Genomic DNA, 22951 nt, shown 5'->3' on the forward strand with positions numbered 1-22951 from the left:
TGTGCGTGTGAGTACAACATTCTGGTCCGTCCCCACCCAAAACCTGAAAAACTTGAATAAGCATGCCATCATTGACCTGATTCGCTTCAGTTCAGGCGGCATTTCGCGGGTAGAACTGGCGCGCCGGATGGGCTTGACCCGTGCAGCGGTCAGTGCCATCATCAACGATTTGCTGGATGTCGGGCTGGTTCGAGAGTCGGAAGGTACCTACCCCAGCGGCAGAAAGCCCATTGTTCTGGAAATCAACCCCATGCTGGGACATGTGGTAGGCGTGGATATGGGGGCCTCGCACGTCATGCTGATTCTGGCTGACTTTTCCGGCCGACAGATTCACGAAATGGAAGCCCCTCTGGATATCAACGAAGGACCGGTAGTCTGTCTGGATAAGGTGGCGCGTCTTGTTGACCGGTTGCTTGCCGAAGCCCATATGACGATCAAAGATATTTCTGCTTTTGGGGTGGGCGTACCTGGTCCCATAGTGGCAAAAGAAGGAATGGTCAGCGGTCCTCCCATCATGCCTGGCTGGGATCGGTATCCTATTCGGGATCATCTTCAGGAATTATGGGGCAAACCGGTTTCTCTCAATAACGATGCCGAATTAGGCGCTGTGGGGGAATGGGCATACGGTGCGGGACGCGGGGAGCGCTACCTGTGCTATATCAAAGTGGGTACAGGTATTGGTGCCGGTTTGTTGCTGGATGGACAAATCTACCGCGGGGCAACCGGATGTGCCGGTGAAATTGGACATATTACCATTGATGAGAATGGACCCATTTGTACCTGCGGGAATCGAGGTTGTCTGGAAGCAATAGCCGGAGGAAATGCCATCATTCGCAAGGTGAAGGAATCGGTACGACTGGGACAGCGTACCATCCTTGCCGATCTGGTCCATCAGGATAAGTTGGGGGTAGGTGATGTGATGAACGCTGCCCGTCATGGCGATCATCTTGCCCAGCGCATCACCGCTGAAGCCGGTATGCACCTGGGGACAGCCATTGCCAATGTGATTAACCTGTTTAACCCCAGCATGGTCATTGTGGGGGGCAGTGTCGGGCAGATTGGTGATTTGCTCCTGGAGCCAGTGCGTTTGACGGTTCAACGGCGCAGTCTTTCAGTGGCGTCTAAAAATGTCCGAATTACAGCCGCTTTACTTGGACCTCACTCGTGCGCCATTGGAGCAGTTGTTCAAGCCCTCTCGATTGTTCTTCATCAGATTGCTGATAAATCATAAGGAGAGAAAATGAAATTGCTGGCTCGCTTCCTTTCTATTTTTATCATTTTCAGTTTTATCCTTACCGCCTGCCAGGCGACTCCAACCCCCGCGCCAACGGCAACCGAAGCGCCTGTGCCAACGCCTGTGGAAACTGTTTCTCAGCCAACACCACAAGAACCAGAAGAAGAGCCTCTCTATCTGGCAATCATCTGGCATCAACACCAGCCTTTGTACTATAAAGACGAAGAAGGTATTTACACCCGTCCCTGGGTGCGAGTGCATGCCACCAAAGATTATTACGATATGGCGGCAATGCTCAAGGACTATCCCTCGGTCAAGGTCACGTTTAACCTGACCCCGGTTTTGATTCGCCAGTTGAATGATTTTGTGCAAAATGGCGCTAAAGACCGTTACTGGGTACTGGCTGAAAAACCAGCCGCAGAACTGACAACCGCAGAAAAAGACTTTATCCTGCGTCGCTTTTTCGATGCGAACTGGGATCGTATCATCAAGGTATATCCCGGTTACAAAGCCTTGCTGGACAAGCGGGCTGGCACCGATGATGCCGCCATCGCCAGAGCCCTGGAGATATTTACCGAGCAGGATTTTCGTGATTTGCAAATCTGGTTTAACCTTGCCTGGATAGACCCGGATGAACTGGCAAAAGAACCCCTGAAGACGCTGGTGGAGAAAGATCATAACTTTACCGAAGAAGATAAGCAGGTGCTCTTTTCCGAGATTAAGCGCATCATGGCACAGGTGTTGCCGGTTCACAGGGAACTGCAGGATGCCGGTCAAATTGAGGTGATTACCACCCCTTATGCGCATCCTATTCTGCCCTTAATTTACGATACCAACCTTGCGCTGGCAGGGAATTCCTCGGCAGAATTGCCCGAAGGACGGTTCTTCTATCCACAGGATGTTCAGGCACATTTGGAGAAGGCGGTTGAAATTTATACCCAGACCTTTGGCAAACCACCACGCGGGATGTGGCCCGGAGAAGGCGCAGTGGCTCAGGAAATCGTTCCCTTTGTTGCCAATGCCGGTTTCCAGTGGATGGCAACGGGTGAGTATGTACTGGCAAAGTCACTGGACATGGAATCCTTTACCCGCGATGCGACCGAGACAGTTCAGCAAGCCGATGTCCTTTATCGTCCCTATATTGTGCAGGGAAAAACCGGTGGTCCGGTTGAGGGCGGTCCGGTGGCAATCATTTTCCGTGATCTGGTGATCTCCGATAAGATTGGCTTCACCTATTCAGGTATGGATGGTGAAGCCGCAGCAAAAGACTTCATGAACCGGTTGGAGAACATCCGCGCTCGACTGCAGAAAGAAGGGGCAAAAGGTCCACACCTCGTGAGTGTGATTCTGGATGGCGAAAACGCCTGGGAATACTATGATCGCGATGGAAAAGCCTTCCTGAATGCGCTCTATCGCAATCTGTCTGAAAGCAAAACCATCCAGACCATTACACCTTCAGAATTTTTAGAAAAATATCCCGAGCAAAAGAAACTGGACAGGTTGTTTCCCTCAGCCTGGTTCAGCCCCAACTTTGACACCTGGATTGGAGAACCCGAAGAGCGTGAGGCTTGGAATTATCTGCTCCGTACCCGCCAGGCGTTGGATGGCGCCATTCGCAGTGGCAAATTAACCGATGAGCAACTGGCTACTGCAAAGGACTTCATGTACCTTGCTGAAGGCTCTGACTGGTTCTGGTGGTACGGCGCTGACCAGAATTCTGGAAATGACGATTACTTTGATGTGGGCTATCGTGCGCTTCTTGCGGAAGTGTATAAAGCCATTGGCAAGGAAATTCCAGAGTTTGTACAGGTTCCAATTATTCAGCCCAACCCTGTCCCTGCCGCCACACCGCTGGTAGGGCTCTCCAGCCCCACGGTAGATGGCAGAGAAACTTCAGATGAATGGGCAAAAGCAGCACTTTTCCCTGCAGAAGGACAATCTCCCGTGCAGGGGTTTGCACTGGCATTGGATAAACAAAATCTGTATGTCAAAGTGAATCTGGTGCCCTCGGCGCAACCGGTCGAGCGTATTGGGGTGTATCTCTCCTCTCCTCGTCTGAAAGGGTCGTATGCTTTCACCCGTGTATCTGGAGATGAAGAAAAGGTGCTTTTGCCTGTGCTGGCAAACCGCCTGATGGAGTGGGAAGGCGGAAAGGCGCTCAAATCCTACAAAGCCGGCACCAACCGCTGGGATTACGAAGAAGAAACGGGAACCGCCGCGAGTGGGCAGGTGGTGGAATTTTCCATCCCTCTGTCTAAGTTAGGGGAGTTGGAAGCAGGAGATGAACTTCGCGTAGCCGTGGTGGCAATGCCTGCCGGTCAACGTTTACCGCAGAGTGGCCCTGCACAACTTATCCTCCCGGAGATTTCATCCGCAGAGGTATTGTTTGAGGTATCAGACCCGGAGAAGGACGATCACGGGCCCGGTACGTACACCTATCCTACCAATGGCGTGTTTTTGCCTCAGGTATTTGACTTGAAATCCTTCAGCGTCTCGGCGGATGAGAAGAATGTCATCTTTAAGTTCGCTTTCTACGGGGCAATTCCCAATCCGTGGGGTTCGGGGTTGAATCTCTCTCTGCAAACGCTGGATGTTTACATTGATAAAGACCCCGGCAAGGGTACCGGTGCGCGCTTAATGCTCCCGGGACGCAATGCTGCCCTAGCAAGCGGGAATGGCTGGGAGTATGTGGTATGGGCAGAGGGCTGGACGCCCGGCATCTTTGCTCCTGATCCGCAAACACTGGAACCAAAGCCGGTACCCGATTCGAGTTACAAGATCATCGTGGACCCGGTAGCCCAGACCGTGACCCTGCGAGTTCCACGCCAGATTTTTGGTGAGGGCGACCCGGCAACCTGGGGTTATGTTGCGGCAGTTCTCAGCCAGGAAGGTTATCCCAGCACAGGGGTGTGGCGCGTGCGAGATGTGCAGTCCAGTTCTGCGGAGTGGCGCTTTGGAGGCGCTCCGGATGATACCAATCACACACGCATTATTGACTTGATCTGGCCTCCCGATGTCTCGCCCACTCAGGAAGAGATGCTTTCTCAGTATCCTCCCAGTAAAGCGCGCATAGATGAACTCACGGCGGACGATTTCCCGCAGGTGCAATTGCTGATGAAGCGCTGACCTTTCGAGGGCAGTAAAACAGCCCGATGGGGTTAGCCTCCGTCGGGCTGTTGTCTTTCAGTGCGGAGTATAATAAGTGTCCATTTCAATGTCTTAAAGAGGGGAGTTGTGTTATGACAGAGAAGAGCATGGATGTTCGCTTTGTAGATCCTTCCGATGAAGTGTTCGTTCACTTGCCTGATGGACGTGTGCTTGCAGGGAAGAGAGGCACGGAACTGGAAGCCTTCATGCAGAAACTGGAAAACTGGCGGGATCCTCTCATTGTAGGCGCTATTGTGAACCGGGAGTTGCGGGAACTGTCCTACAAAATCTGGCGGGAGTCCGATGTCATTCCCGTTACCCTCAAGGATACCGACGGAGCAAGGATTTATCGGCGTTCGCTGGTTTTTTTACTGGAAACCGCCTTTGAAGAGCAATTCCCCAACGTTCACCTCACGGTAGATCATTCTGTGGTTTCAGGAGGGTATTTCTGTCAGGTTCGCGGTCGAGAACCATTAACTACAGAGGAATTGAAACGCTTGAAACAACGCATGAAAGAACTGGTCAGGCAAGATTTGAGATTTGAGCGTTCCATTGTTTCCAAGCAGGAAGCCATTGAACTGTTTGAACGCCAGAATAAATCGGACAAAGTCCGGTTGTTGAAATATCGTCCCAAAGATCAACTCGTTTTGTATGCTTTGGGTGCTCATAAAGATTATCATCATGGTTACATGGTGCCCTCCACAGGGTATTTACAGTGGTTTGATTTGAAACCCCAACCGGGTGGTTTTGTGCTACAGTTCCCTCGAAGACATTCGCCGGATGTACTGCTTCCCATGCCGGAACACTCCAAACTTCTACAGAGTTTTCGCCAGTACGGTTCCTGGCTGGAGCGATTAGGGGTGGATCATGTGGGCGCCTTGAATGAAGTGATTAAGAATGGGCGCATTCAGGACGTCATTCTCGTCTCTGAGGCACTCCATGAACACCAGGTAGCTGAAATTGCCGAGCAGATTCTCAATCGCCGGGATCAGGTTCGGATTGTCCTGCTGGCAGGTCCCTCTTCTTCGGGGAAAACCACCACTGCCAAACGGATTGCCGTGCAGATGATTTCTCAAGGCATCGAGCCTTTACCCATTGAAATGGATAATTACTTCCTCGATCGGGAACATACGCCCCGGGATGAACACGGGAATTTCGATTTTGAGTGCCTGGAGGCACTGGATACTGCCCGATTAAATCAGGATTTGAAGCGTTTAATCGCCGGGGAAGAGGTACAACTCCCGAAATTTGATTTCCGTGAGGGGCGCAGTTATCCGGGTGAAGTGGTGAAACTGCGCAAGGACCAGATGATTATCCTGGAAGGCATTCATGGGTTGAACCCGCGTTTGTTGCCAGAGATTCCATCCCGGCAAACCTTCCGGGTTTATGTATCCTGCCTCACGCAGTTGAACCTGGATCGGTACAACCGAATTTCCACCACCGATACCCGTTTGCTCCGGCGCATTGTTCGGGATGACCGCGAACGAGGGTACACAGCCCAGGAGACCATTGGACGCTGGGAGTCGGTGCGACGCGGAGAAAAAAGACATATTTTCCCCTATCAGGAAAATGCAGATGTGATGTTCAACACAGCTCTGGTTTATGAACTGGCGGCCCTGAAGCCGCGGGTAGAACCCTTGCTACGGCAGGTGCCGTTTGGCACCCCCGAACACATTGAAGCCAAGCGCTTGCTTGCCTTCCTGGACTGGTTCCTTCCCATTGATGAATTGAGCGTACCGGATAATTCAATTCTCAGAGAATTTATCGGGGGATCTATATTGAAAGACTTTAAATTGTGGACGCGGGTCAGCGATTAGTCTGAACAAGAAGCCCCTCCGGTGTAGAGGGGCTTCGCACATCTTAATGGTCTGGATTTTAGTTCTCGCTTTGCCGTTCGATGGAAGCGCCCAGCGATTTGAGTTTCACATCCACCTTCTCATATCCCCGATCAATCTGTCCTACGTTACGAATCACGGACCGCCCTTGAGCAGAGAGCGCCGCTAACAGCAGTGCCATGCCAGCGCGGATATCGGGGCTTTCCATTTTTTCACCGTACAACTGACTGGGACCCTGAACGATACACCGATGAGGATCGCATAACACAATTTGCGCGCCCATCCCCACCAGTTTATCGGTGAAGAACATCCGACTGGGGTACATCCAGTCATGGAACAGGATGGAACCGCGTGCCTGTGTGGCAACGACGATGGCAATGCTCATCAGGTCGGTCGGGAAGGCAGGCCAGGGCATCACGCTGATTTCAGGAATGGCTCCACCCAGATCGGGCTCTACTTCCAGGCGTTGTTCGGCGGGGACAATGATGTCCTGTCCTTCGACTTCCCATTCCACCCCCATGCGTCCCATCACGTAGCGGATCATGTCCAGATATTCGGGACCGGCGTTGCGAATGCGAATAGAACCATGTGTCACTGCCGCGGCGCCAATGAAACTGACCACTTCCAGATAATCGGGACCGATGGTGAACTCTCCGCCGCTCAGGGAAGAAACTCCCTCAATGTGCAGCGTGTTCGAGCCGATGTTCTCAATTTTTGCGCCCAGTTTGTTCAGGAAATGACACAGTTCCTGAACGTGCGGTTCAGATGCCGCGTTGCGTATAATGGTGTGTCCTTTTGCCAGCACTGCTGCCATGATGGCGTTCTCCGTTCCGGTAACGCTGGCTTGATCCAGAAGGATATCTGCACCTCTTAATCCATTCATGGCACGGAAATGGAAGGTGCGGTCATAATTCACTTCTGCTCCCAGACGGGTCAGTGCCAGCATGTGAGTATCCACTCTTCGGCGTCCGATGACATCCCCTCCAGGTGGGGGGAGATGCAGTTCACCGGTGCGGGCAGTCATGGGTCCAGCCAGCAGAATGGAGGCGCGAATCTTCCGGCATAAATCGGGATCCAGATCTGCCGGACGGACTTCACTGGCTTGAATTTTCCAGGTATGTGAGTCCAGTTCGGTAAATTCTACTCCCAGACTTTGCAGAAGCCGCCTCATGTGAATGACATCAAGAATCGAAGGGACATTGTGGAGGATAACGGGTTCTGTGGTGAGCAAACAGGCGGCAAGCAGGGGAAGAGCGGCATTTTTATTCCCACCAGGAGTGACCTCGCCATGGAGAGGGATTCCGCCATCAATGATGAATTTTTCCATACTTCCTTCCTTTAACGTAGAGATCGGATAAAAGCATCAACTCCCACCTGATCCCAGGTGTCGGAGTTTCCCATCACCATCAGCCAGGCAGTTCCGTTTTTCCCTTCAAAGATTCCCATCATCTGACGAACGAGTTCACCCTGATCGGATGTCCCTTCATAGATGAACATTTCAGTGCCTTGACCGCGAATTGTGACATTTTGAGAGCCGACGTATTTCAAATCGTAACTTCTTCCCGTTTGGGCTTCAATGGCTCTTTGTATTTGTTCTTTCATTTGTTCAGAAGAAAGCCCGGAGTTGACAGGCATCTGGAGCATGAAAATGGTCATGGTGCTGTCTTCACGGGTAAATCCTACCATGGTGGTATTGAAGATGCTCAAGGCAACCGCTTCTTTGTATCCTTGAGGCAGGGTGTAGTCGGCAATTTCACTGGCTGTCTGAGCAATTTGTACGGGATCGGTTGAGGTGGATTGCCTGATCCAGTTCCCTGCGCGGTTGAGGGCAAACAACCCCACTCCCACAATACACAGACATACCACCGCCAGCACTCCCACGATGATCAGGATGGTTTTTCGATTCATGCTCTCTCCTCTTTATTCGCATAATTCACACAATGACTTTATACTGTGAAAGGGGTGAGCCGTCAATTACCAGAGAAGATTTCTGGCTCCATTGATACTTTCATCAGCGTGGAAGTTGATTCCATTAACCGGGTTCTCACTTTCTGAGAGGCGATGATTCCGCTTTGTTCCATGCCTAAGAGGACTGCCCCTGCAACAGGAGGCGTTTGTAAAGGGTGAAACGTTGCCAGAGGGGCGAACGTTCGAATGGTTTGAATGAGAGGTTCGGTAAAGAGCGCCCCGCCTTTGAATACACTGCCAATCAGCACGACTTCAAAGGCTTGATCTTGCAGGTTGACCTGTCGAATGACGGCTTTGGTGGTCTCACCCAGTTCCTGCGCTACCCACCGGATGACTTCCCGTGCAACTTCATCCCCCTGATAGGCAACTTCGAAAACCAGCCGTGCCAGTTCGGCCGAGAGAGCATAAGTCCCCAAGGCAATTCCCTCGATCAGGGTAGTTAAATCGGGCGCACTAAAGGCATTCATGAAGGCTTCGGAGAGTTTCGTGGTAGGCCCGCGGGTGGACCAGTGATGAGATACCGCCTGGACGGCGCGATAAACAATATCCACTGCCCCGCCGTATTCTCCAAACAATCCTCCACACCCGGTCACCCATCCTTCCCGTCCATCGCGGGTGCGGGCGCGGACATTATTGCCTGTGCCTGCATCCACCACAACCCCCCAGCCCTCGCGGGTGCCGGCGATCAATCCAATGACGACATCATTGACGGCTTCCACAGGGCAGGAAAGTCCAAGCGCGGCGATGCTTTCCAGGGTGGGGCGACGTTCAGAGGGAAAATCATAACCGGCAATGCCAAAACCAGCGCCGCAAATATCTTCTTTGCGTTTTCCACTTTGCTCCAGCGCACCCTGGAGGGCTTCCTCCATTGCCCGGATGAGTCCATCATACCCCACACTTTCGTGATTGCCCGCACCTGCGCATCCGAATCCCAGGGCATTGCCGTTTTCATCTGCTAAAAGGGCATGCGTTTTGGTTCCACCCACGTCAATACCAAGGTAAACAGGCATGGTATTCCCCTTTTAGAAGAACTGCGGCAGGTAAGCCCGGTTGGTGCGTAACAGGTCATCTATGACCGTATCCATCATGGAAACATCTGGACCAAGCGGGTGTACCAGTAAAGCCTCGTACAATGCCTTGCGATCTCCATGCACGGCGGCTTCTACCGTGAGCAGTTCGTACATTTTGACCGGTGCAAGCAAACCGTAACAGGCTTCCGGTAAGGGACGAGCCGGAAGAGGATGAATGCCGCTGGAGTCAATGCGGCAGGGTAATTCCATGACCCAATCCGCCGGATATTCTCTAACTGCGCCGTTTTGGCGCACATTGACGGTTTCAATCATTCCGGTAGAACAGGCATGTGCATGGATAACGCGGGTAGCGAGGGTGGAGTAGTAGGCTCCGCCTCGTTGCATCAAGTCTTCGGGCACGCTGACCAGTTTGGGGTTTGCATATTCCTCAAGCAATTTTGCTTCAATTTTCATCACCTGTTCTGCACGCGATGGCGGCCATTTTTCCTGCGCCGCAAGCATGGTTCGAGTATTGTAGTAATACTGGAGATAATAGTTTGGAAGCATGCCCAATGCTTCGATGAGTTGGGGCGGCCACTCCGGGTGTTCAGATTGACGCAGTTCTTCAAGGTAAAGCCGTAATATTTCCGCCCAGCGGTCCTCGCCGCGGATGTTCACCCCCCGGTACCAGGTCAGATGGTTTAATCCCAATGAGTCCAGCACGACTTCTTCTGGAGTGACATTCTCGCCGGTGAGGGCGTTCCAGCGGGCAAGCAGGTTCATTTTCGTGGTAATAGGGGAATTGCACAGCCCCACACTGAGAATGTCTGGCGCGTACCGGGTCAGTGCTTCCATCACCAGTCCGGAGGGATTGGTAAAGTTAACCAGCATTGCCTTCGGGGCAATTTTCTGCATTTCCCGAGCAATATCCAGCAGAACGGGTATGGTGCGCAGGGCTTTTGCCATTCCTCCAATGCCGGTGGTTTCCTGTCCAATCAATCCATACCGTTTGCCCAGATATTCATCCTCCCTCCGGGCGGGAATGAATCCTACCCGGAATTGTGTCAGGACATACGCTGAACCCTGAATGGCTTCGCGGCGACTGTCGGTCAGGGTAACACGGAACCGTGCCCCCTGATGTTCCGCGATACGCTGACAAAAATCCCCGACAATTTCCAACCGCTGGGGCTGGATATCCATGAGCATCAGTTCATCCAGCTGGAGTGAATCCTGCACTTCCAGGAAACCTTTAATCAATTCAGGGGTGTACGTAGATCCCCCACCAATTACAGCAATTTTCATGTTTATTTCCTTTCTACCAGATGGTCAGGTGGAATGTGACGCAATACATCCACAGGAACGCCGGATCACCAGATGGGTCGGGAGTACCAGCGATTCCACCTTTTCTCCACGAATTTGCTGGATCAGGAGACGCGCTGCCCTGTATCCCGCTTCCTCAATGGGAGAATGGACAGTAGTCAAGGGCACTGGCAAATAAGGTGCCAGAAAATCATCATCAAAGCCGACAATGGCAATGTCATCCGGAATCGATATGCCCATTTCGATCAGGGTTTTCATGACCGCTGCGGCGGAGGCATCATCGCCGGTAAAGATGGCTTGAGGGCGTTTCCCACTGGAGAGGATGAGCCGAACTGCCTCGGCAGCCGTCTCAGGGTGGAAGTTGCCTACCCCAAAGAACGTTTCATCAGGTTCGATTCCATGTTTCTGCAGAGATGCCCGAAAACCCTGTTCGCGCTCGTATGAATCCTCATTGCCTGCGGGACCCCTCAGGAAACCTATTTGCGTGTAGCCGTGAACTTCAATGAGGTGATCGATGAGTTGTTCTGTGCCCAGACGGTTTTCAACGGTTACGTAAGGAATCTCGCATTCTCTGGGTGAGGAACGATGCAAAAGCACCAGGGGAAAGCCTTTGGCGTGCAGAGCGCTCAGGTCTTCGTCAGACATCCCTTCTGTGAAAACGATCAAACCATCCGTGTTTTGCGGTCCGATGGGCGGGGTCAGTGGTCGGTTGGGAACCGGATGACAGGGAGACACGTACACCAGCAGTTCAAAACCTCCTTCATAGACACCACGCTCGATGCCTGAAAACATCAGCGGAAAAAAGGTACCTCCAATCATGGGGACGATGAGTCCGATGGTGTTGGTACGTTTGCTCGCCAGTTTTCTGGCGGCGGCATTGGGATTGAATTGCAGACGTTCAATGACTTCCCACACCCGTTGGGCTGTTTCTGCCGCAACGGGTGTGTTCTGGTTGATCACCCGGCTTACCGTAGAGATGGATACCCCTGCCTCTCTGGCTACATCAACAATGGTGATTTTTCTCATCATCCTTGTGGTCATCCCTTTGCTTAACAAATAATATCCAAAGAGGGAAGATTTTCCCTCGGGTGTTGAAACTCCGTTCTCAAAGAGGGGAGATGGTTTAATTTTCTCCAATTTTTTCGAAACGGCAAGTTAACTTGTTCCAGCGCTAGAGGGTGTAGAAAATCTCCTCCAATGAAGAAAAAGCCGGAACGGAATCCATGCAATCTCCGTTCCGGCTTTCATTTTTTAGTAACGGATGGTAATGGTTCTTTCCTGTTCTGCCGAATCCAGAATGGCGTCGCAGATCACTGCGTTTTTATAGCCATCTTCAAATGTAGCCCCAAATGGAGCCACGGATTTGTGATGGACGATGCAATCCAGTAGATGGGCAATTTCGTGTACAAAGGTATGTTCCCATCCAATGATGTGTCCCTGTGGCCACCAGTGTTTCCAGAAGGGGTGATAACTTTCGCTTACCAGAACATTGTGGAAGCCCTGGGTTTCGCGAGGTTGTTCATCTTTCCAGAATACTTCCAGTTCATTGAAACGTTCCAGGTTGAACACCAGCGTTCCCCTGGAGCCGTTGATCTCAATGACCTGATGATTTTTTCGTCCTGCGCAAAAACGTGAGGCTTCCAGCGTCCCGATGGCGCCATTTTCAAATTCTACTGTGGCAACGAAAGCATCATCCACGGTCACTTCTCCCGTACCACCGCCGGGGATGGGGCGCTGCTTGATAAACGTCTTTGCCAGTGCAGAAACTTTGCGCGGTTCTCCTACCAGGAAACGAGCCAGGTCAATGATATGAGAGCCTAAATCTCCCAGTGCGCCAGACCCGGAGATGTTCCTGTCCAACCGCCAGACGAAGGGGAAATTGGGATCCATAATCCACTCTTGCAGGTACACAGCGCGGAAGTGATAAATTTCCCCTAACTGCCCGGAGCGGATGAGATCGTACGCCAGCCGGATTGCCGGTACAAACCGGTAGTTGTGCGCCACCATGTGCACCACGCCAGCCTTTTCAACGGCTTCCAGCATTTGGGCGGCTTCTTTTGCGTTCCGCGCCAGTGGCTTTTCGCAAAGGATGTGTTTCCCGGCTTGCGCCGCTGCTATACTGGGTTCAGCATGAGCGTCATTTGGGCCGCCATTGTCAAACAGTTGAATGTTCTCGTCACGGATCAAATCTTTCCAGTCTGTGGTGTAGCGCTGATACCCGTATCGCTTTGCGGCTTCACGCACGGCTTCTTCATTTCGCCCGCAAATTGCTACCAGTCTGGGAATGGCTGGTGGTGGATATACCATATAGGGAATTTTCTTGAAGGCGTTGGTGTGGGCTTTGCCCATGAAGGCGTACCCCAACATCCCGATTCCAATTTCGGGGGCTTCGCCCGTAGCGCGCTCTCCCGCCATGGTAATGAAACCAACTTCATCGGACATAACAACCTCCTGAACAAAAGGGGGCAGGTGAGAAGAGTTTATTTGCGCTCAAATGCGGCATCAAATGCAACTTGAGAGGGAGCAAAGTCCAGTTTCCGTACAAAGGCACAGGCTTCGGTTGCGCCAAATTCACGGTCCATGCCGCTGTCTTCCCACTCTACCGACAACGGTCCCTGATATTGAATTGCATTCAACGCGCGGATGATCTCCTCGAAATTAATTTTCCCCCGCCCCAGAGAACGGAAGTCCCAGAAGCGGCGGCGGTCGCCAAAGTTGAGATGACCTCCGAATACCCCGGCTTCCGTAGGCTTATCCGACCAGTACACGTCTTTCATATGTACGTGGTAAATGCGTTCCCCAAAGCGCAGGATGAATGCAACATAATCCACCCCTTGATAGCCAAAATGGCTGGGGTCGAAGTTGAAGCCGAAGGCTTTACGCCCGCCTACGGCTTGAACCGCTCTTTCTGCTGAAGCAATGTCAAAGGCGATTTCTGTAGGATGCGCCTCCAGAGCAAAACGCACCCCGACCTCGTCGAACACGTCCAGAATCGGGTTCCACATTTCCGCAAAGAAAGCATACCCTTTGTCAATCAAGTCAGGCGGATTGGGTGGAAAGGAATAGATATACTGCCAGATGGGTGAACCGGTGAACCCCGGAACAACGCTGACGCCCATCTTTGCCGCCGCGCGAGCGGTCATTTTCATCTCCTCGGCTGCTCGCTGGCGCACACCATCCTCTTTTCCATCACCCCATACCCGCGGTGGGAGAATGCTCTTATGCCGTTCGTCAATGCGGTCGCAGACCGCCTGCCCGACCAGATGGTTGCTGATGGCAAAGCACTTCAGCCCGTATTTCTCCAGGATATCCCACCGCGATTGAATGTAGCCGTCCTCACTCAGGGCGCGTTCCACATCAAAATGATCGCCCCAGCAGGCAATTTCAATGCCGTCATAGCCAAAGGATTTGGCTTTTGCACAAAGGGTCTCGAAGGGCAAATCTGCCCATTGACCGGTGAAAAGAGTTACAGGTCTTGGCATACAGTCCTCCTGAAGAGAAAATCACAATTCTTCCAACGGATCGGGTTTGTGCCAGTAGGTAATGGCTGGGAGGGCGCCGGGCGCTGCCCACTTCACCGCGTTGATGAGCACCTGCTGGACTTCCTTCTGATAATAAGTTGGGTAGGTTTCATGTCCGGGGCGGAAGTAGAATATTTTCCCTGCACCCCGTGTCCAGCAACATCCGGATCGAAATACTTCCCCGCCTTTAAACCAGGAAATAAAAACCAGTTCATCCGGGGCGGGGATGTCGAAATGTTCGCCATACATCTCTTCGTGGGGAATCTCAATGCATTCGGGCAATCCAGCGGCAATGGGGTGGGCAGGCTGGACAACCCACAGCCGCTCTTTTTCTCCTGCTTCACGCCATTTGAGGGCTCCCGTAGTGCCCATCAGACGCAGGAAGGGCTTGGACATGTGACCGGAATGGAGCACAATCAGTCCCATTCCTTCCAGAACTCTCTTAACCACGCGTTCTACGATGGCATCTTGAACGGCGTGGTGCGCCATATGTCCCCACCATGTCAACACATCTGTCTGGGCGAGCACTTCCTCGGTCAGCCCGTGCTCCGGATCGTCAAGGGTGGCGGTCTTTATGGCAAAACCTGCCTGTTGAAAGGCGTTGGCTAATACGGCGTGGATTCCATCTGGATAGACCTGTTTAACTTCCTCGTGGGTCTTTTCGTGGATTCCTTCATTCCATACAGTAACTCGGATTGGTTGTTTCATTTCTGTTTCCTTTCTAGCCTAACAGTACACTACCTGCCCGTTGCGGGCTGCGGATTCACGGATGGCGTCATACAGGCGAGCCATTCTCAATCCCACCTCAGGAGGACAGGGATTGGGAAGATTTCCCTGCCGCACGGCTAAAAATTGTTCCCATACCCCGGACGATGTGGGTACACGTACTTTATGGAAACGCTCTTCCTTTTCTCGCTGAATTTCAAGGAATTCTCCCCAGATGCCGGTTCGCAGGATGGCTTTCTGGCTGAAGACGTAAATATTTGAGGCACATGAAGGGATGGCTTCCCCACAGGCATGCAAACTGACCAGCGCTCCCGATTTCAATTTGCCAATGATCACTCCCAGGGTTTCCACTGGCCTGCCGTGATTCTCCAGAAAAGCCGCCACCTCGCTGAATTCCTCCCCCGCGAGGTCTACTACGGTGTTCAACATATGGGCACCCGTATCGAACAGGAACCCTCCACCCGACAGTGAAGGTTCCTGTCGCCATGTTCCTGCTGTCGCGGGTCCCCAGTTTTGCCATACCGTTGCGCTGATAGAAAGCAGATTCCCCAGTTGACCCGATCGCAGCCATGCGCTGGCTTGCCGAATTTGTGGGGAGAGACTGCCGGGGAACGCCACCACCAGCAGTTTGCCAGTACGATTGCGTACCTCAATCAACGCCTGGGCTTCCTGAGCGTTCATCACCATGGGCTTTTCCAGCAACACATCCAGCCCGGCTTCCAGACAGGCTTTGGTTTGCTCAAAATGGAAAGCATGCGGGGTGATAATAAAAGCCGTGTCCAGTTCAAAGGTTTCCAGCAGTTTTTTCAGGTCAGGCTGATTGGGTGGAACAGGTAGCCCTGCCTCTTCAAATAGCCTTGAGGTAGCGGCGAATTGTTCCGTAGATGGTTCGCACAAAGCCACAATCTGAGTGGTGTGCGGTTCACGAAGCATTTGACGGAGATGGTAACGTGCCATTCCACCACACCCAATCATGACAACCCGTACTGGCGCCATTAAGTCCTCCTTTTACTCCCAAACTTCGTTTCGGTGAATGACCTCACTGTACCAGTGAGCAGACAGTTTCGGGATCCGTTTCTGGGTTGAATAATCCACCCGCACGATGCCAAAGCGCGGACGGTATCCATGTGCCCACTCGAAGTTATCCATCAAACTCCAGAGGAAATACCCGCGCAGGTTTACCCCCTGCTGAATGGCGTCATGCGCCGCAATGAGATGCTTGCGGAGGTAAGCAATCCGCTCGCGGTCTTGCACAAACCCGTTTTCATCGGGTTCGTCGGGCACGGCGACGCCATTTTCGGTGATGTATACTTCCGGGTTGCCGTACTGGTCGCGTAATTTTAGCAGGATGGCGGTCAATCCTTCCGGATATACCCCCCATCCCATCTCTGTCTGGCTCCACATGGGAGCGCTGACCATGCGGGAGCCGGCTTTGAGCAGGCCACCCCATGTCTCATAGCGGATCTTTGAGGTGAAATAATAATTCACCCCCAGAAAATCGATGGGAGTGGAGATGATCTGCATATCGCCTGCTTGAGGCTGGGGAGCCAACGCTCCCAGCCATTCTATCAGCCCGGCAGGGTAATGACCCTTAAAGATGGGATCTAAAAAGACATGATGACTTTGATCGAGTATGCGCCGGGTTGCCAGAAGATCGGCTTCAGATTGGGTTTCGGGAATGTAATTTTCCAGATCCAGGACGATTCCAATTTTTCCCGGGTAACCGCCCTGACGAAAAACCTGCACGGCTTTTCCATGTGCCAGATTCAAATGGTGTACCACGCGGTAGCCCAGTGAGGCGTCTGCCAGTCCAGGCGCCATGGAACCGCTAAAATAACCGCTGGCGACGACAAACGGTTCGTTGTGGGTTGCCCACATGGCAACACGGTCTCCCAGCCGGTCGAACACTACCCGCGCATATTCCGCAAACCAGTCCGTGATATCCCGGTTTGCCCAGCCACCTAAATCCTGGAGGGATTGGGGTAAATCCCAGTGGTTCAGGGTGACATTGGCGCGGATCCCGGCTTTGCCCAGTTCATCAACCAGACGATCGTAAAAATCCAGCCCTTTGAGATTTACCCTGCCTTTGCCTTCGGGGAAGATACGTGTCCAGGCAATTGAGAAACGATATCCTTTGACCCCCAGATTTTTCATTAAAGCCACGTCTTCCGGCATACGGTGATAGTGGTCGCAGGCGATATCACCTGTATCTCCGTTGGCAATGCGGTACGGGCTGTGGCAGAACCGATCCCAGATGCTTTCTCCTTTGCCATCCTCATTCCACGCGCCTTCAATCTGGTACGCAGAAGTTGAGACTCCCCAAAGAAAATCCTGTGGGAATGGTTTAAAAATCACAGTGACTCCTCAATGAAAAAATTGATGTTGAGACTCTGAGATGCCCAGAGTGAAAAGTGATGCTTCACATTGGATTATATATCATTCTTTGGAACGGAGAGTTTGAATCCACCGGCGGAAATGGGGTATACGGATGATCAGCAATACCGCAAGAACCAGTGCGGCGATAAAAGGGCGCAGAATTTCCCCGCTCAGTCGAAGCAGGTCACCCTTACTTGCCCAGGCAAAGTGTAAAATTACCAGAACCCCTGCCAGATATACCAGCCGGTGCAGGAGTTTCCAGGCTTTCCCCAACCAGCGTGGTGAGAAGTCAAAGGAGGTCAAAGCCAGTAACAAAAGGATAAACAGTGCCGAAGCCCCCGCCAGGATAAAAGGTTTTTCTCTGAGAGAGGGCAGGATATATTCCCAGTCCCAGCCGTAATCAATCCATACATAAATCAGGAAGTGAATGCTGGCATAAAGAAAAGCATATAACCCCAGAGGGCGGCGAAATTTCAGGGGGATGCGCCATTTGAAGAGAATGTAAAGGGGGGTGCAGGCAAGGGAAAGTAACAGGAAAATAAGCGCCCAGTCTCCGGTAAAGCGCGTTGCTGCCTGAATGGGGTTGACGGTGAGGTTATCTGTTTGCCATTGAAGAATGAGGATGATAAAAGGCAACCATCCGAAGAAATGAAGCCAGAAGCGCACCAACCTGTCCCGTTTCAACGACATAAGGTGATTTTAATCCTCATGGGGATGAATGGCAATTTGCCAGTATAATCCAATAAACTGGACATGGAGATGGGAGTGCTACCATACGGGGTGGTTTTCATTGCACTGCTGGGACTTTCATTGCTGGTGCGCAGTTTGGGGGTGTTGCGCTCGTTCCGGCAACAGATTCGACATCTGTTCAGCCAGGCGCGCATTCAATCCCTTACCTGGGGCATGCTTTTTGTTCCCATTGTGATCAGTATTGTGGTATGGGTATGGCTTTCCTCCCGGTCAGGTTTGACCATACTGGTAAAGTGGGCATATCTTACATTCATGCTGGGAACATGGTTGACGCTTTTGCTTGCCATGTTCCTGTTGTATTTACTTTATCGTTTGGAGCAAAAGCCCAGTGTTGCGATGCTGTCCTCGCCAGTGCTGATTGTCCCACTGGCGGCTTATTTGTCGCCTTTTCAGCGTTTCATTGAAGTTTTTGGAACCCACCCTGTTGTAGCAATGCCATGCGGGGTTGTCATGTTCCTTGTTGGGGTACTGGTTATTTTTGAAATTCGGCGCGAACTGATCTCGTCCTCTCCGGAGCATTAATCAAATTCAGCCGGAAGGTCAGGATGTTCATCATGTCGGAAAAGCATTTCAATGTGGCGCGGCAATGTCCGTGCCAGTGAAAGTTCCGGAATTTCATCCCGACTGAAAAAGCGCGATTCGCCTGTTTCAATGCTTTCTCTGGGCGTTCCACCGGTCAATTTGCACAGGAAGTACAGTTTGAAAATGCTGAACAAATAAGGTGGATGACCTTGATGATCGCGGTCAAAAACGGCTACCAGTTTCACTGCTCTGGCTTCATAGCCTGTCTCTTCCCGCACCTCACGTTCTACGGCAGAAGATGGAGTATCCCCGGGGTCAACCCATCCGCCGGGAAGCGTCCAGCGTCCGCCATCTAACATCTCCCGTACCAGTAAAATTCGCCCGTCCTGAATAACACCTGCCCGCACATCCACTTTGGGGGTGAGATAACCGGCTTCGGCTCTCAGGACGGCTTGAAAATTTTCTGGCGGGTCTTGGCTCTGCAGGGCGAACAGTTGCGAGGCAATTTCCATCAGTTTTTCATACCGCTCGCGGTCGAAAGGATTCTGAGCATAGGTCAGACCAGCCTGTGCAATAGATTGAATTTGTCTTGCCCAGTCAAGCAGTGAAGCGTTCATACTTTGGGCAGGATGATGGATTGCTGTTTTTGGTATTTGCCTTTTTTATCGGCATAGGAGATTTCACAGGGTTCATCGGCTTCGAAGAACAGCACCTGGGCAATTCCTTCATTCGCGTAAATTCGGGCAGGCAGAGGGGTTGTATTGCTGATTTCCAGCGTGACGAAACCTTCCCATTCTGGTTCAAAGGGGGTGACGTTTACAATAATGCCACAGCGGGCGTAGGTGGATTTACCGACACAAATGGTGAGAACGTTCCGGGGGATGCGGAAGTATTCGATGGTGCGGGCTAACGCGAATGAATTGGGTGGAATTACACATACATCGCCCTTGAAATCTACCATAGAGGCGCGGTCAAAGTTTTTCGGATCTACAATGGCTGAGTAAACGTTGGTAAAAATTTTGAATTCATCGGCTACGCGGATATCGTACCCGTAAGAGGATACCCCATAAGAAATTACCCCGTCGCGCACCTGATGGTCCACGAAAGGCTCAATCATACCGTGTTCCAGCGCCATTTTGCGTATCCAGTGATCGGGTTTGATACTCATAAATCAGATTACCCTGCCTTTCCAGATGAGATTATGGAATATTTTCCATTTTACTCCAACCGCTGGCGTCAAAGACCTTTTGTAGAAGATCGCGACGTTCCTGCAACGTGGAAGGACGCGCCCGCGCATAATCCACAAAGGTGATGGTGAGCACTTCGGTGGATATGTGTTGACCACCATAAAAGATGTGGCGGTCAATCATGGCAGTGCGGGTGGACTCCATGGAATTGACCTGATCAAAGAACAAATTCCCCAGTCCGTAATGGAGAAAAGCCCCCTGATAAAACTCCATGGCGTGGGGTTGGTGTGCCTGACTCCCGCTGACAATCACAGCCCCGGCATCGGCAACTGCGCGAAAATCCTCTTGCAGTTTGGGGCGGGCAATATACTCGTAGTATTCCTGATGCTGAAAAGTCACAACAGGTAAATAGCCATCCGATTTGACTTCCCGGATTAATGGGATGAGCCATTCCGGATCGCAGTGAACCGCCCCCGGTGTGGTGGGGCTGGCACTGGCGTACCCTTTTTCCTTGTAATTACACCCGATAAGGGCAATGCGATTCCCATGATGTTCAAAAAGAGCAGGGCGTCTGGCTTCTTCTTCGTTGGCTCCGCCACCGTAAATTTTCCATCCCCTCTGTCGGTACAGGTCCAGGGTAAAGAGCATGGCTTCCGGACCCCAGTCTGCAAAATGATCGCCCGAAAGTTCAACCACATCGGTTCCTATCGATTCCAGTAAACGGATGTACCGTTCCTGACTGCAGAAGACAAGTCCCTGCCAGTTATAGGGTGCAGGACAATTTTTTGCAAAAGGCACCTCATTGTTGATATGAAGGATATCAGCATCTCGAAGCCAGTCGCCAATATCTTGAGCCGGGTATTCCATCCCGTTGCGTTCCATCAGTGCCGCTGTACCCCGTACCAGAGCGGTCACACCGGTAAGCATCAGCGTGGTGAGCAGGTTTTCGTCACGATTGGTAATCCCAGGGGAATCAGGACGTGTTGGTTCCCATGCCTGAAGAAAGAGGGGAAGAACCTCAGGATCACCAGCCCATCCAAAAGATATCTGGAGTGGGTAATTCTCCACGTCCAGACTCTTTTGAATGGGCGACATCCCATCCAGAGATAACACTTTCCATCGGGGTTCCAGATCCTCAAAAGGCACAATTGCCCAGGTTTTGTCCTGTTCCCATGCCTGAGGGAGTAAATCCTGTTCCGAAACAATCTTTACTGCTTCAGAAGGTGATCCGAAAAGAGTGCTCAACGCTGCCGCGGTTGAGGAGGAGACGAGGATTCGGCTGGGACCCACTTCCAAAGCCTCGCCTTTTTGCCACAAGTCTTTCAACCGGGTCGTGGAAAAATCATCTTCCACGGTAGGGAAAGGAGCCACCAGTGCATAAATCCACCGGCTGATGGATGGCTTCGCACCGGCAATCAGATGAACCGGGGATTCTTCTTCATTGCTCCATTCCCAGCCAGCGGGCAGGGAGATTTGCTCTCTCAACTGTGCCGGGACTGCCGCATCTGCCCAGACCTTTTGAATGATCGGGGTAAGTGAAGGCGTCGGTGAGGTCTCCGCGAAGGGTTTTTCTGCTGTTGGCGAGGATTGCTGCTGTGTACTGGACAGGAAATCCGGGGTGATTTCCACCCCGGAGGTGCAGGCTGTTAAAACAAAAATGCTGATGACTACAAGTAAGAAAAGTTTTCTCATAAATATGAACCGACTAGAAAGGGAGTTTGCCCCTTTGAATCAGGATGTCTCTCATCTGAGTTTCAAATGTTGCGGCTTGTTCTTCTAACTGACGCAATTCAGACACAAATGTCTCCACCAGAGAAGGATCAGATAATCCCAGGCAGTTAATGCGCACGTTTAAACCAGCGCCGGTAAGCGCCGCTCGGGCTTGTGCCAGAGCGCTCCCGGCATCTGAAATGGCATTCAGGTTACCAAGTGTGGCGACCTGTACGGCTAACGCCATGATTTCGACCGCTTTTCGGGCTACCCGCAAAGGAACCTGAATGGCGCCCAGGGTGGCTTCTTCCAGAGCGCGGGCGCGTATTTCCTGCTGTTCAGGGGTGTCTTTGGGCATCCGCGATGCGGTCAGGTAGGTTTCAAATGCCTGTGCATCCTCTTCGATGGCATGGGTCATTTCCTGACGCAGGGCTTCGGCTTGCTCAATGATTGCCCACATTTGAGACTCGACCTCTGCATATTTTTTCTTCCCCACTGTGAGGCGGGCAACCATTGCCACCAGTGCCGCGCCAGCCGCTGCGCTGTAGGCTGAGGCAGAACCGCCCCCCGGTGTGGGAGTGCCACGTGCCAGTTCATCCAGAAAACTTGACTGAAGGACTGGTGAGGCAGTTTCCTTACTCAGGGCTTGGGTCATGCGGCGTTCCAGCACCTGGTTGGGCTCGAATCCGTCCAGTTGCAGGTACCAGACTGCCGAGTCAATCAGGGCTTCTTCTGGAATCAATCCGACCAGTTCACTGTGATGAATCCCCACCCCGTAGCGTTGCGCTTCCCGCCGGATCATTTCCACCACGCGGTGCACGGGTGTTTGCCGGAAATTGGTCAGGTTCATGGAAACCTGAGCGCGTCCTTCTACCAGAACACCCATGGCTTTTACAAAACGGAGACCGCCGGAAGAATGGCGTACGGCTCGCGCAATTTGACTGGCGATGGATACATCATTTGTGGTCAGGTACACATTAAAGGCGATCAGGGGCTGACGTGCGCCGATTACAGTAGCCCCGGCAGGTCCTACCCTCTCGGGTCCAAAATCCGGTATGCGCTCGGGATTGCGTCCCATTTCCTCTTTCAAGGCTTCGTATTCTCCGCGACGGATATCTTCCAGATTCTTACGGGAAGGACGTGTGGCGGCTTCTTCGTATAGATAAACAGGTATCTGAAGGGTTTCACCAACCCTCTTTCCCAGCCGTCGTGCCATTTCCACACATTCTTCCATGGTGATGTCGCGAATGGGCACAAAAGGAACCACATCTGCCGCTCCAATACGGGGATGTTCTCCAGTGTGGTAGTTCAGGTCAATCAGTTGAACGGCTTTTTCAATTCCTCGAAAGGCGGCTTCTTCTACCGCGGCAGGGGGACCGATGAAAGTGATTACGGTTCGGTTGTGATCCATGTCCGAATGCTGGTCAAGGATACTGACCTCAGGAACACTGGCAATTGCATTTCGGATGGCTTCTACTACCTCCGGGCGGCGCGCCTCGGAGAAATTGGGAATGCATTCAACAAGTGGTTGACTCATTTCTGAAACCCCTGAAACTGGAATGACTTGTCGTTTATTATAATCTTTTTGAGGAGGAGCGCATGAACCTCCGACCTTGTGTGAACGTGCTAAAATTAGAGAAGGGAA

At 52.1% G+C, this 22951-nt stretch carries 19 protein-coding genes; 4 read left to right on the top strand and 15 right to left on the bottom strand.

What is annotated here, in order from left to right; translation table 11 throughout:
• Positions 1–7 precede the first annotated feature (7 nt).
• From LHF31_RS12655 to LHF31_RS12665, 3 genes are all read left to right on the top strand, one after another.
• Positions 8–1231 carry an ROK family transcriptional regulator gene (locus LHF31_RS12655; RefSeq protein WP_298004323.1) on the top strand — a complete coding sequence of 408 codons (1224 nt, stop codon included), beginning with the start codon at positions 8–10 and terminating at the stop codon, positions 1229–1231.
• 9 nt (positions 1232–1240) lie between these two features.
• Positions 1241–4360, top strand: a complete 3120-nt coding sequence (locus tag LHF31_RS12660) for a glucodextranase DOMON-like domain-containing protein (protein WP_298004326.1) — start codon at positions 1241–1243, stop codon at positions 4358–4360.
• Between the two features lie 113 nt (positions 4361–4473).
• Positions 4474–6198: a nucleoside kinase gene (locus LHF31_RS12665; RefSeq protein ID WP_298004328.1), complete on the top strand. Its 1725-nt coding sequence runs from the start codon at positions 4474–4476 to the stop codon at positions 6196–6198.
• 58 nt (positions 6199–6256) lie between these two features.
• Here the strand turns inward: LHF31_RS12665 and murA are convergent, their stop codons facing one another.
• From murA to LHF31_RS12720, 11 genes are all read right to left on the bottom strand, one after another.
• On the bottom strand, positions 6257–7543 hold the full coding sequence (gene murA / locus LHF31_RS12670; RefSeq protein WP_298004331.1) for a UDP-N-acetylglucosamine 1-carboxyvinyltransferase: 1287 nt from the start codon (positions 7541–7543) through the stop codon (positions 6257–6259).
• Between the two features lie 11 nt (positions 7544–7554).
• Positions 7555–8124: a hypothetical protein gene (locus LHF31_RS12675; protein WP_298004334.1), complete on the bottom strand. Its 570-nt coding sequence runs from the start codon at positions 8122–8124 to the stop codon at positions 7555–7557.
• 62 nt (positions 8125–8186) lie between these two features.
• A complete protein-coding gene (locus tag LHF31_RS12680) occupies positions 8187–9194 on the bottom strand; it encodes an N-acetylglucosamine kinase (protein WP_298004337.1) in 1008 nt (335 codons plus the stop codon).
• Between the two features lie 12 nt (positions 9195–9206).
• Positions 9207–10496, bottom strand: a complete 1290-nt coding sequence (locus LHF31_RS12685; RefSeq protein WP_298004340.1) for a 6-phospho-beta-glucosidase — start codon at positions 10494–10496, stop codon at positions 9207–9209.
• Positions 10497–10520: 24 nt separating this feature from the next.
• The gene (locus tag LHF31_RS12690) at positions 10521–11543 is read right to left on the bottom strand and encodes a LacI family DNA-binding transcriptional regulator (protein WP_298004343.1); all 1023 of its coding nucleotides are present in this window, start codon (positions 11541–11543) and stop codon (positions 10521–10523) included.
• A 222-nt stretch (positions 11544–11765) separates the two neighbouring features.
• Positions 11766–12956, bottom strand: a complete 1191-nt coding sequence (locus tag LHF31_RS12695) for a Gfo/Idh/MocA family protein (protein ID WP_298004346.1) — start codon at positions 12954–12956, stop codon at positions 11766–11768.
• A gap of 38 nt (positions 12957–12994) precedes the next feature.
• Positions 12995–13996 (bottom strand): sugar phosphate isomerase/epimerase, encoded by a 1002-nt coding sequence (locus LHF31_RS12700; RefSeq protein WP_298004349.1) that lies wholly within the window; start codon positions 13994–13996, stop codon positions 12995–12997.
• A gap of 21 nt (positions 13997–14017) precedes the next feature.
• Entirely contained in the window at positions 14018–14743 is a 726-nt protein-coding gene (locus tag LHF31_RS12705; protein WP_298004352.1) for a ThuA domain-containing protein, read from the bottom strand.
• An 18-nt stretch (positions 14744–14761) separates the two neighbouring features.
• Positions 14762–15757 carry a Gfo/Idh/MocA family protein gene (locus tag LHF31_RS12710; RefSeq protein WP_298004355.1) on the bottom strand — a complete coding sequence of 332 codons (996 nt, stop codon included), beginning with the start codon at positions 15755–15757 and terminating at the stop codon, positions 14762–14764.
• Positions 15758–15769: 12 nt separating this feature from the next.
• On the bottom strand, positions 15770–17116 hold the full coding sequence (locus tag LHF31_RS12715) for a GH1 family beta-glucosidase (RefSeq protein ID WP_298004358.1): 1347 nt from the start codon (positions 17114–17116) through the stop codon (positions 15770–15772).
• Between the two features lie 81 nt (positions 17117–17197).
• The gene (locus LHF31_RS12720) at positions 17198–17827 is read right to left on the bottom strand and encodes a sulfite oxidase heme-binding subunit YedZ (RefSeq protein ID WP_298004360.1); all 630 of its coding nucleotides are present in this window, start codon (positions 17825–17827) and stop codon (positions 17198–17200) included.
• 75 nt (positions 17828–17902) lie between these two features.
• Between LHF31_RS12720 and LHF31_RS12725 the strand changes: the two genes are divergently transcribed.
• Positions 17903–18409, top strand: coding sequence for a hypothetical protein (locus LHF31_RS12725; protein ID WP_303774280.1), 507 nt, complete (start codon positions 17903–17905; stop codon positions 18407–18409).
• On the opposite strand, the gene LHF31_RS12730 is transcribed toward LHF31_RS12725, so the two are convergent.
• From LHF31_RS12730 to ftcD, 4 genes are read right to left on the bottom strand one after another with little or no spacing between them, the layout of a single operon-like run.
• Positions 18406–19026, bottom strand: coding sequence for an NUDIX hydrolase (locus tag LHF31_RS12730; protein WP_298004366.1), 621 nt, complete (start codon positions 19024–19026; stop codon positions 18406–18408). The genes LHF31_RS12725 and LHF31_RS12730 overlap by 4 nt on opposite strands.
• Complete coding sequence (gene dcd, locus LHF31_RS12735; RefSeq protein WP_298004369.1) at positions 19023–19577, bottom strand: dCTP deaminase; 555 nt, start codon at positions 19575–19577, stop codon at positions 19023–19025. Before dcd ends, LHF31_RS12730 begins: the two co-directional genes overlap by 4 nt.
• Positions 19578–19608: 31 nt before the next feature.
• Entirely contained in the window at positions 19609–21288 is a 1680-nt protein-coding gene (locus tag LHF31_RS12740) for a CapA family protein (protein WP_298004372.1), read from the bottom strand.
• A gap of 13 nt (positions 21289–21301) precedes the next feature.
• Positions 21302–22843, bottom strand: a complete 1542-nt coding sequence (gene ftcD, locus LHF31_RS12745; RefSeq protein WP_303774281.1) for a glutamate formimidoyltransferase — start codon at positions 22841–22843, stop codon at positions 21302–21304.
• Between the last annotated feature and the right edge of the window lie 108 nt (positions 22844–22951).

Source organism: Anaerolinea thermophila, assembly GCF_020723905.1.
Taxonomy (GTDB): domain Bacteria; phylum Chloroflexota; class Anaerolineae; order Anaerolineales; family Anaerolineaceae; genus Anaerolinea; species Anaerolinea thermophila_A.

Coding starts and splice junctions, on each gene's coding strand:
- LHF31_RS12660 (WP_298004326.1), top strand. CDS start 1,241: ATGAAATTGCTGGCTCGCTTCCTTTCTATTTTTATCATTTTCAGTTTT.
- LHF31_RS12665 (WP_298004328.1), top strand. CDS start 4,474: ATGACAGAGAAGAGCATGGATGTTCGCTTTGTAGATCCTTCCGATGAA.
- murA (WP_298004331.1), bottom strand. CDS start 7,543: ATGGAAAAATTCATCATTGATGGCGGAATCCCTCTCCATGGCGAGGTC.
- LHF31_RS12675 (WP_298004334.1), bottom strand. CDS start 8,124: ATGAATCGAAAAACCATCCTGATCATCGTGGGAGTGCTGGCGGTGGTA.
- LHF31_RS12680 (WP_298004337.1), bottom strand. CDS start 9,194: ATGCCTGTTTACCTTGGTATTGACGTGGGTGGAACCAAAACGCATGCC.
- LHF31_RS12685 (WP_298004340.1), bottom strand. CDS start 10,496: ATGAAAATTGCTGTAATTGGTGGGGGATCTACGTACACCCCTGAATTG.
- LHF31_RS12690 (WP_298004343.1), bottom strand. CDS start 11,543: ATGATGAGAAAAATCACCATTGTTGATGTAGCCAGAGAGGCAGGGGTA.
- LHF31_RS12695 (WP_298004346.1), bottom strand. CDS start 12,956: ATGTCCGATGAAGTTGGTTTCATTACCATGGCGGGAGAGCGCGCTACG.
- LHF31_RS12700 (WP_298004349.1), bottom strand. CDS start 13,996: ATGCCAAGACCTGTAACTCTTTTCACCGGTCAATGGGCAGATTTGCCC.
- LHF31_RS12705 (WP_298004352.1), bottom strand. CDS start 14,743: ATGAAACAACCAATCCGAGTTACTGTATGGAATGAAGGAATCCACGAA.
- LHF31_RS12710 (WP_298004355.1), bottom strand. CDS start 15,757: ATGGCGCCAGTACGGGTTGTCATGATTGGGTGTGGTGGAATGGCACGT.
- LHF31_RS12720 (WP_298004360.1), bottom strand. CDS start 17,827: ATGTCGTTGAAACGGGACAGGTTGGTGCGCTTCTGGCTTCATTTCTTC.
- LHF31_RS12730 (WP_298004366.1), bottom strand. CDS start 19,026: ATGAACGCTTCACTGCTTGACTGGGCAAGACAAATTCAATCTATTGCA.
- dcd (WP_298004369.1), bottom strand. CDS start 19,577: ATGAGTATCAAACCCGATCACTGGATACGCAAAATGGCGCTGGAACAC.
- LHF31_RS12740 (WP_298004372.1), bottom strand. CDS start 21,288: ATGAGAAAACTTTTCTTACTTGTAGTCATCAGCATTTTTGTTTTAACA.
- ftcD (WP_303774281.1), bottom strand. CDS start 22,843: ATGAGTCAACCACTTGTTGAATGCATTCCCAATTTCTCCGAGGCGCGC.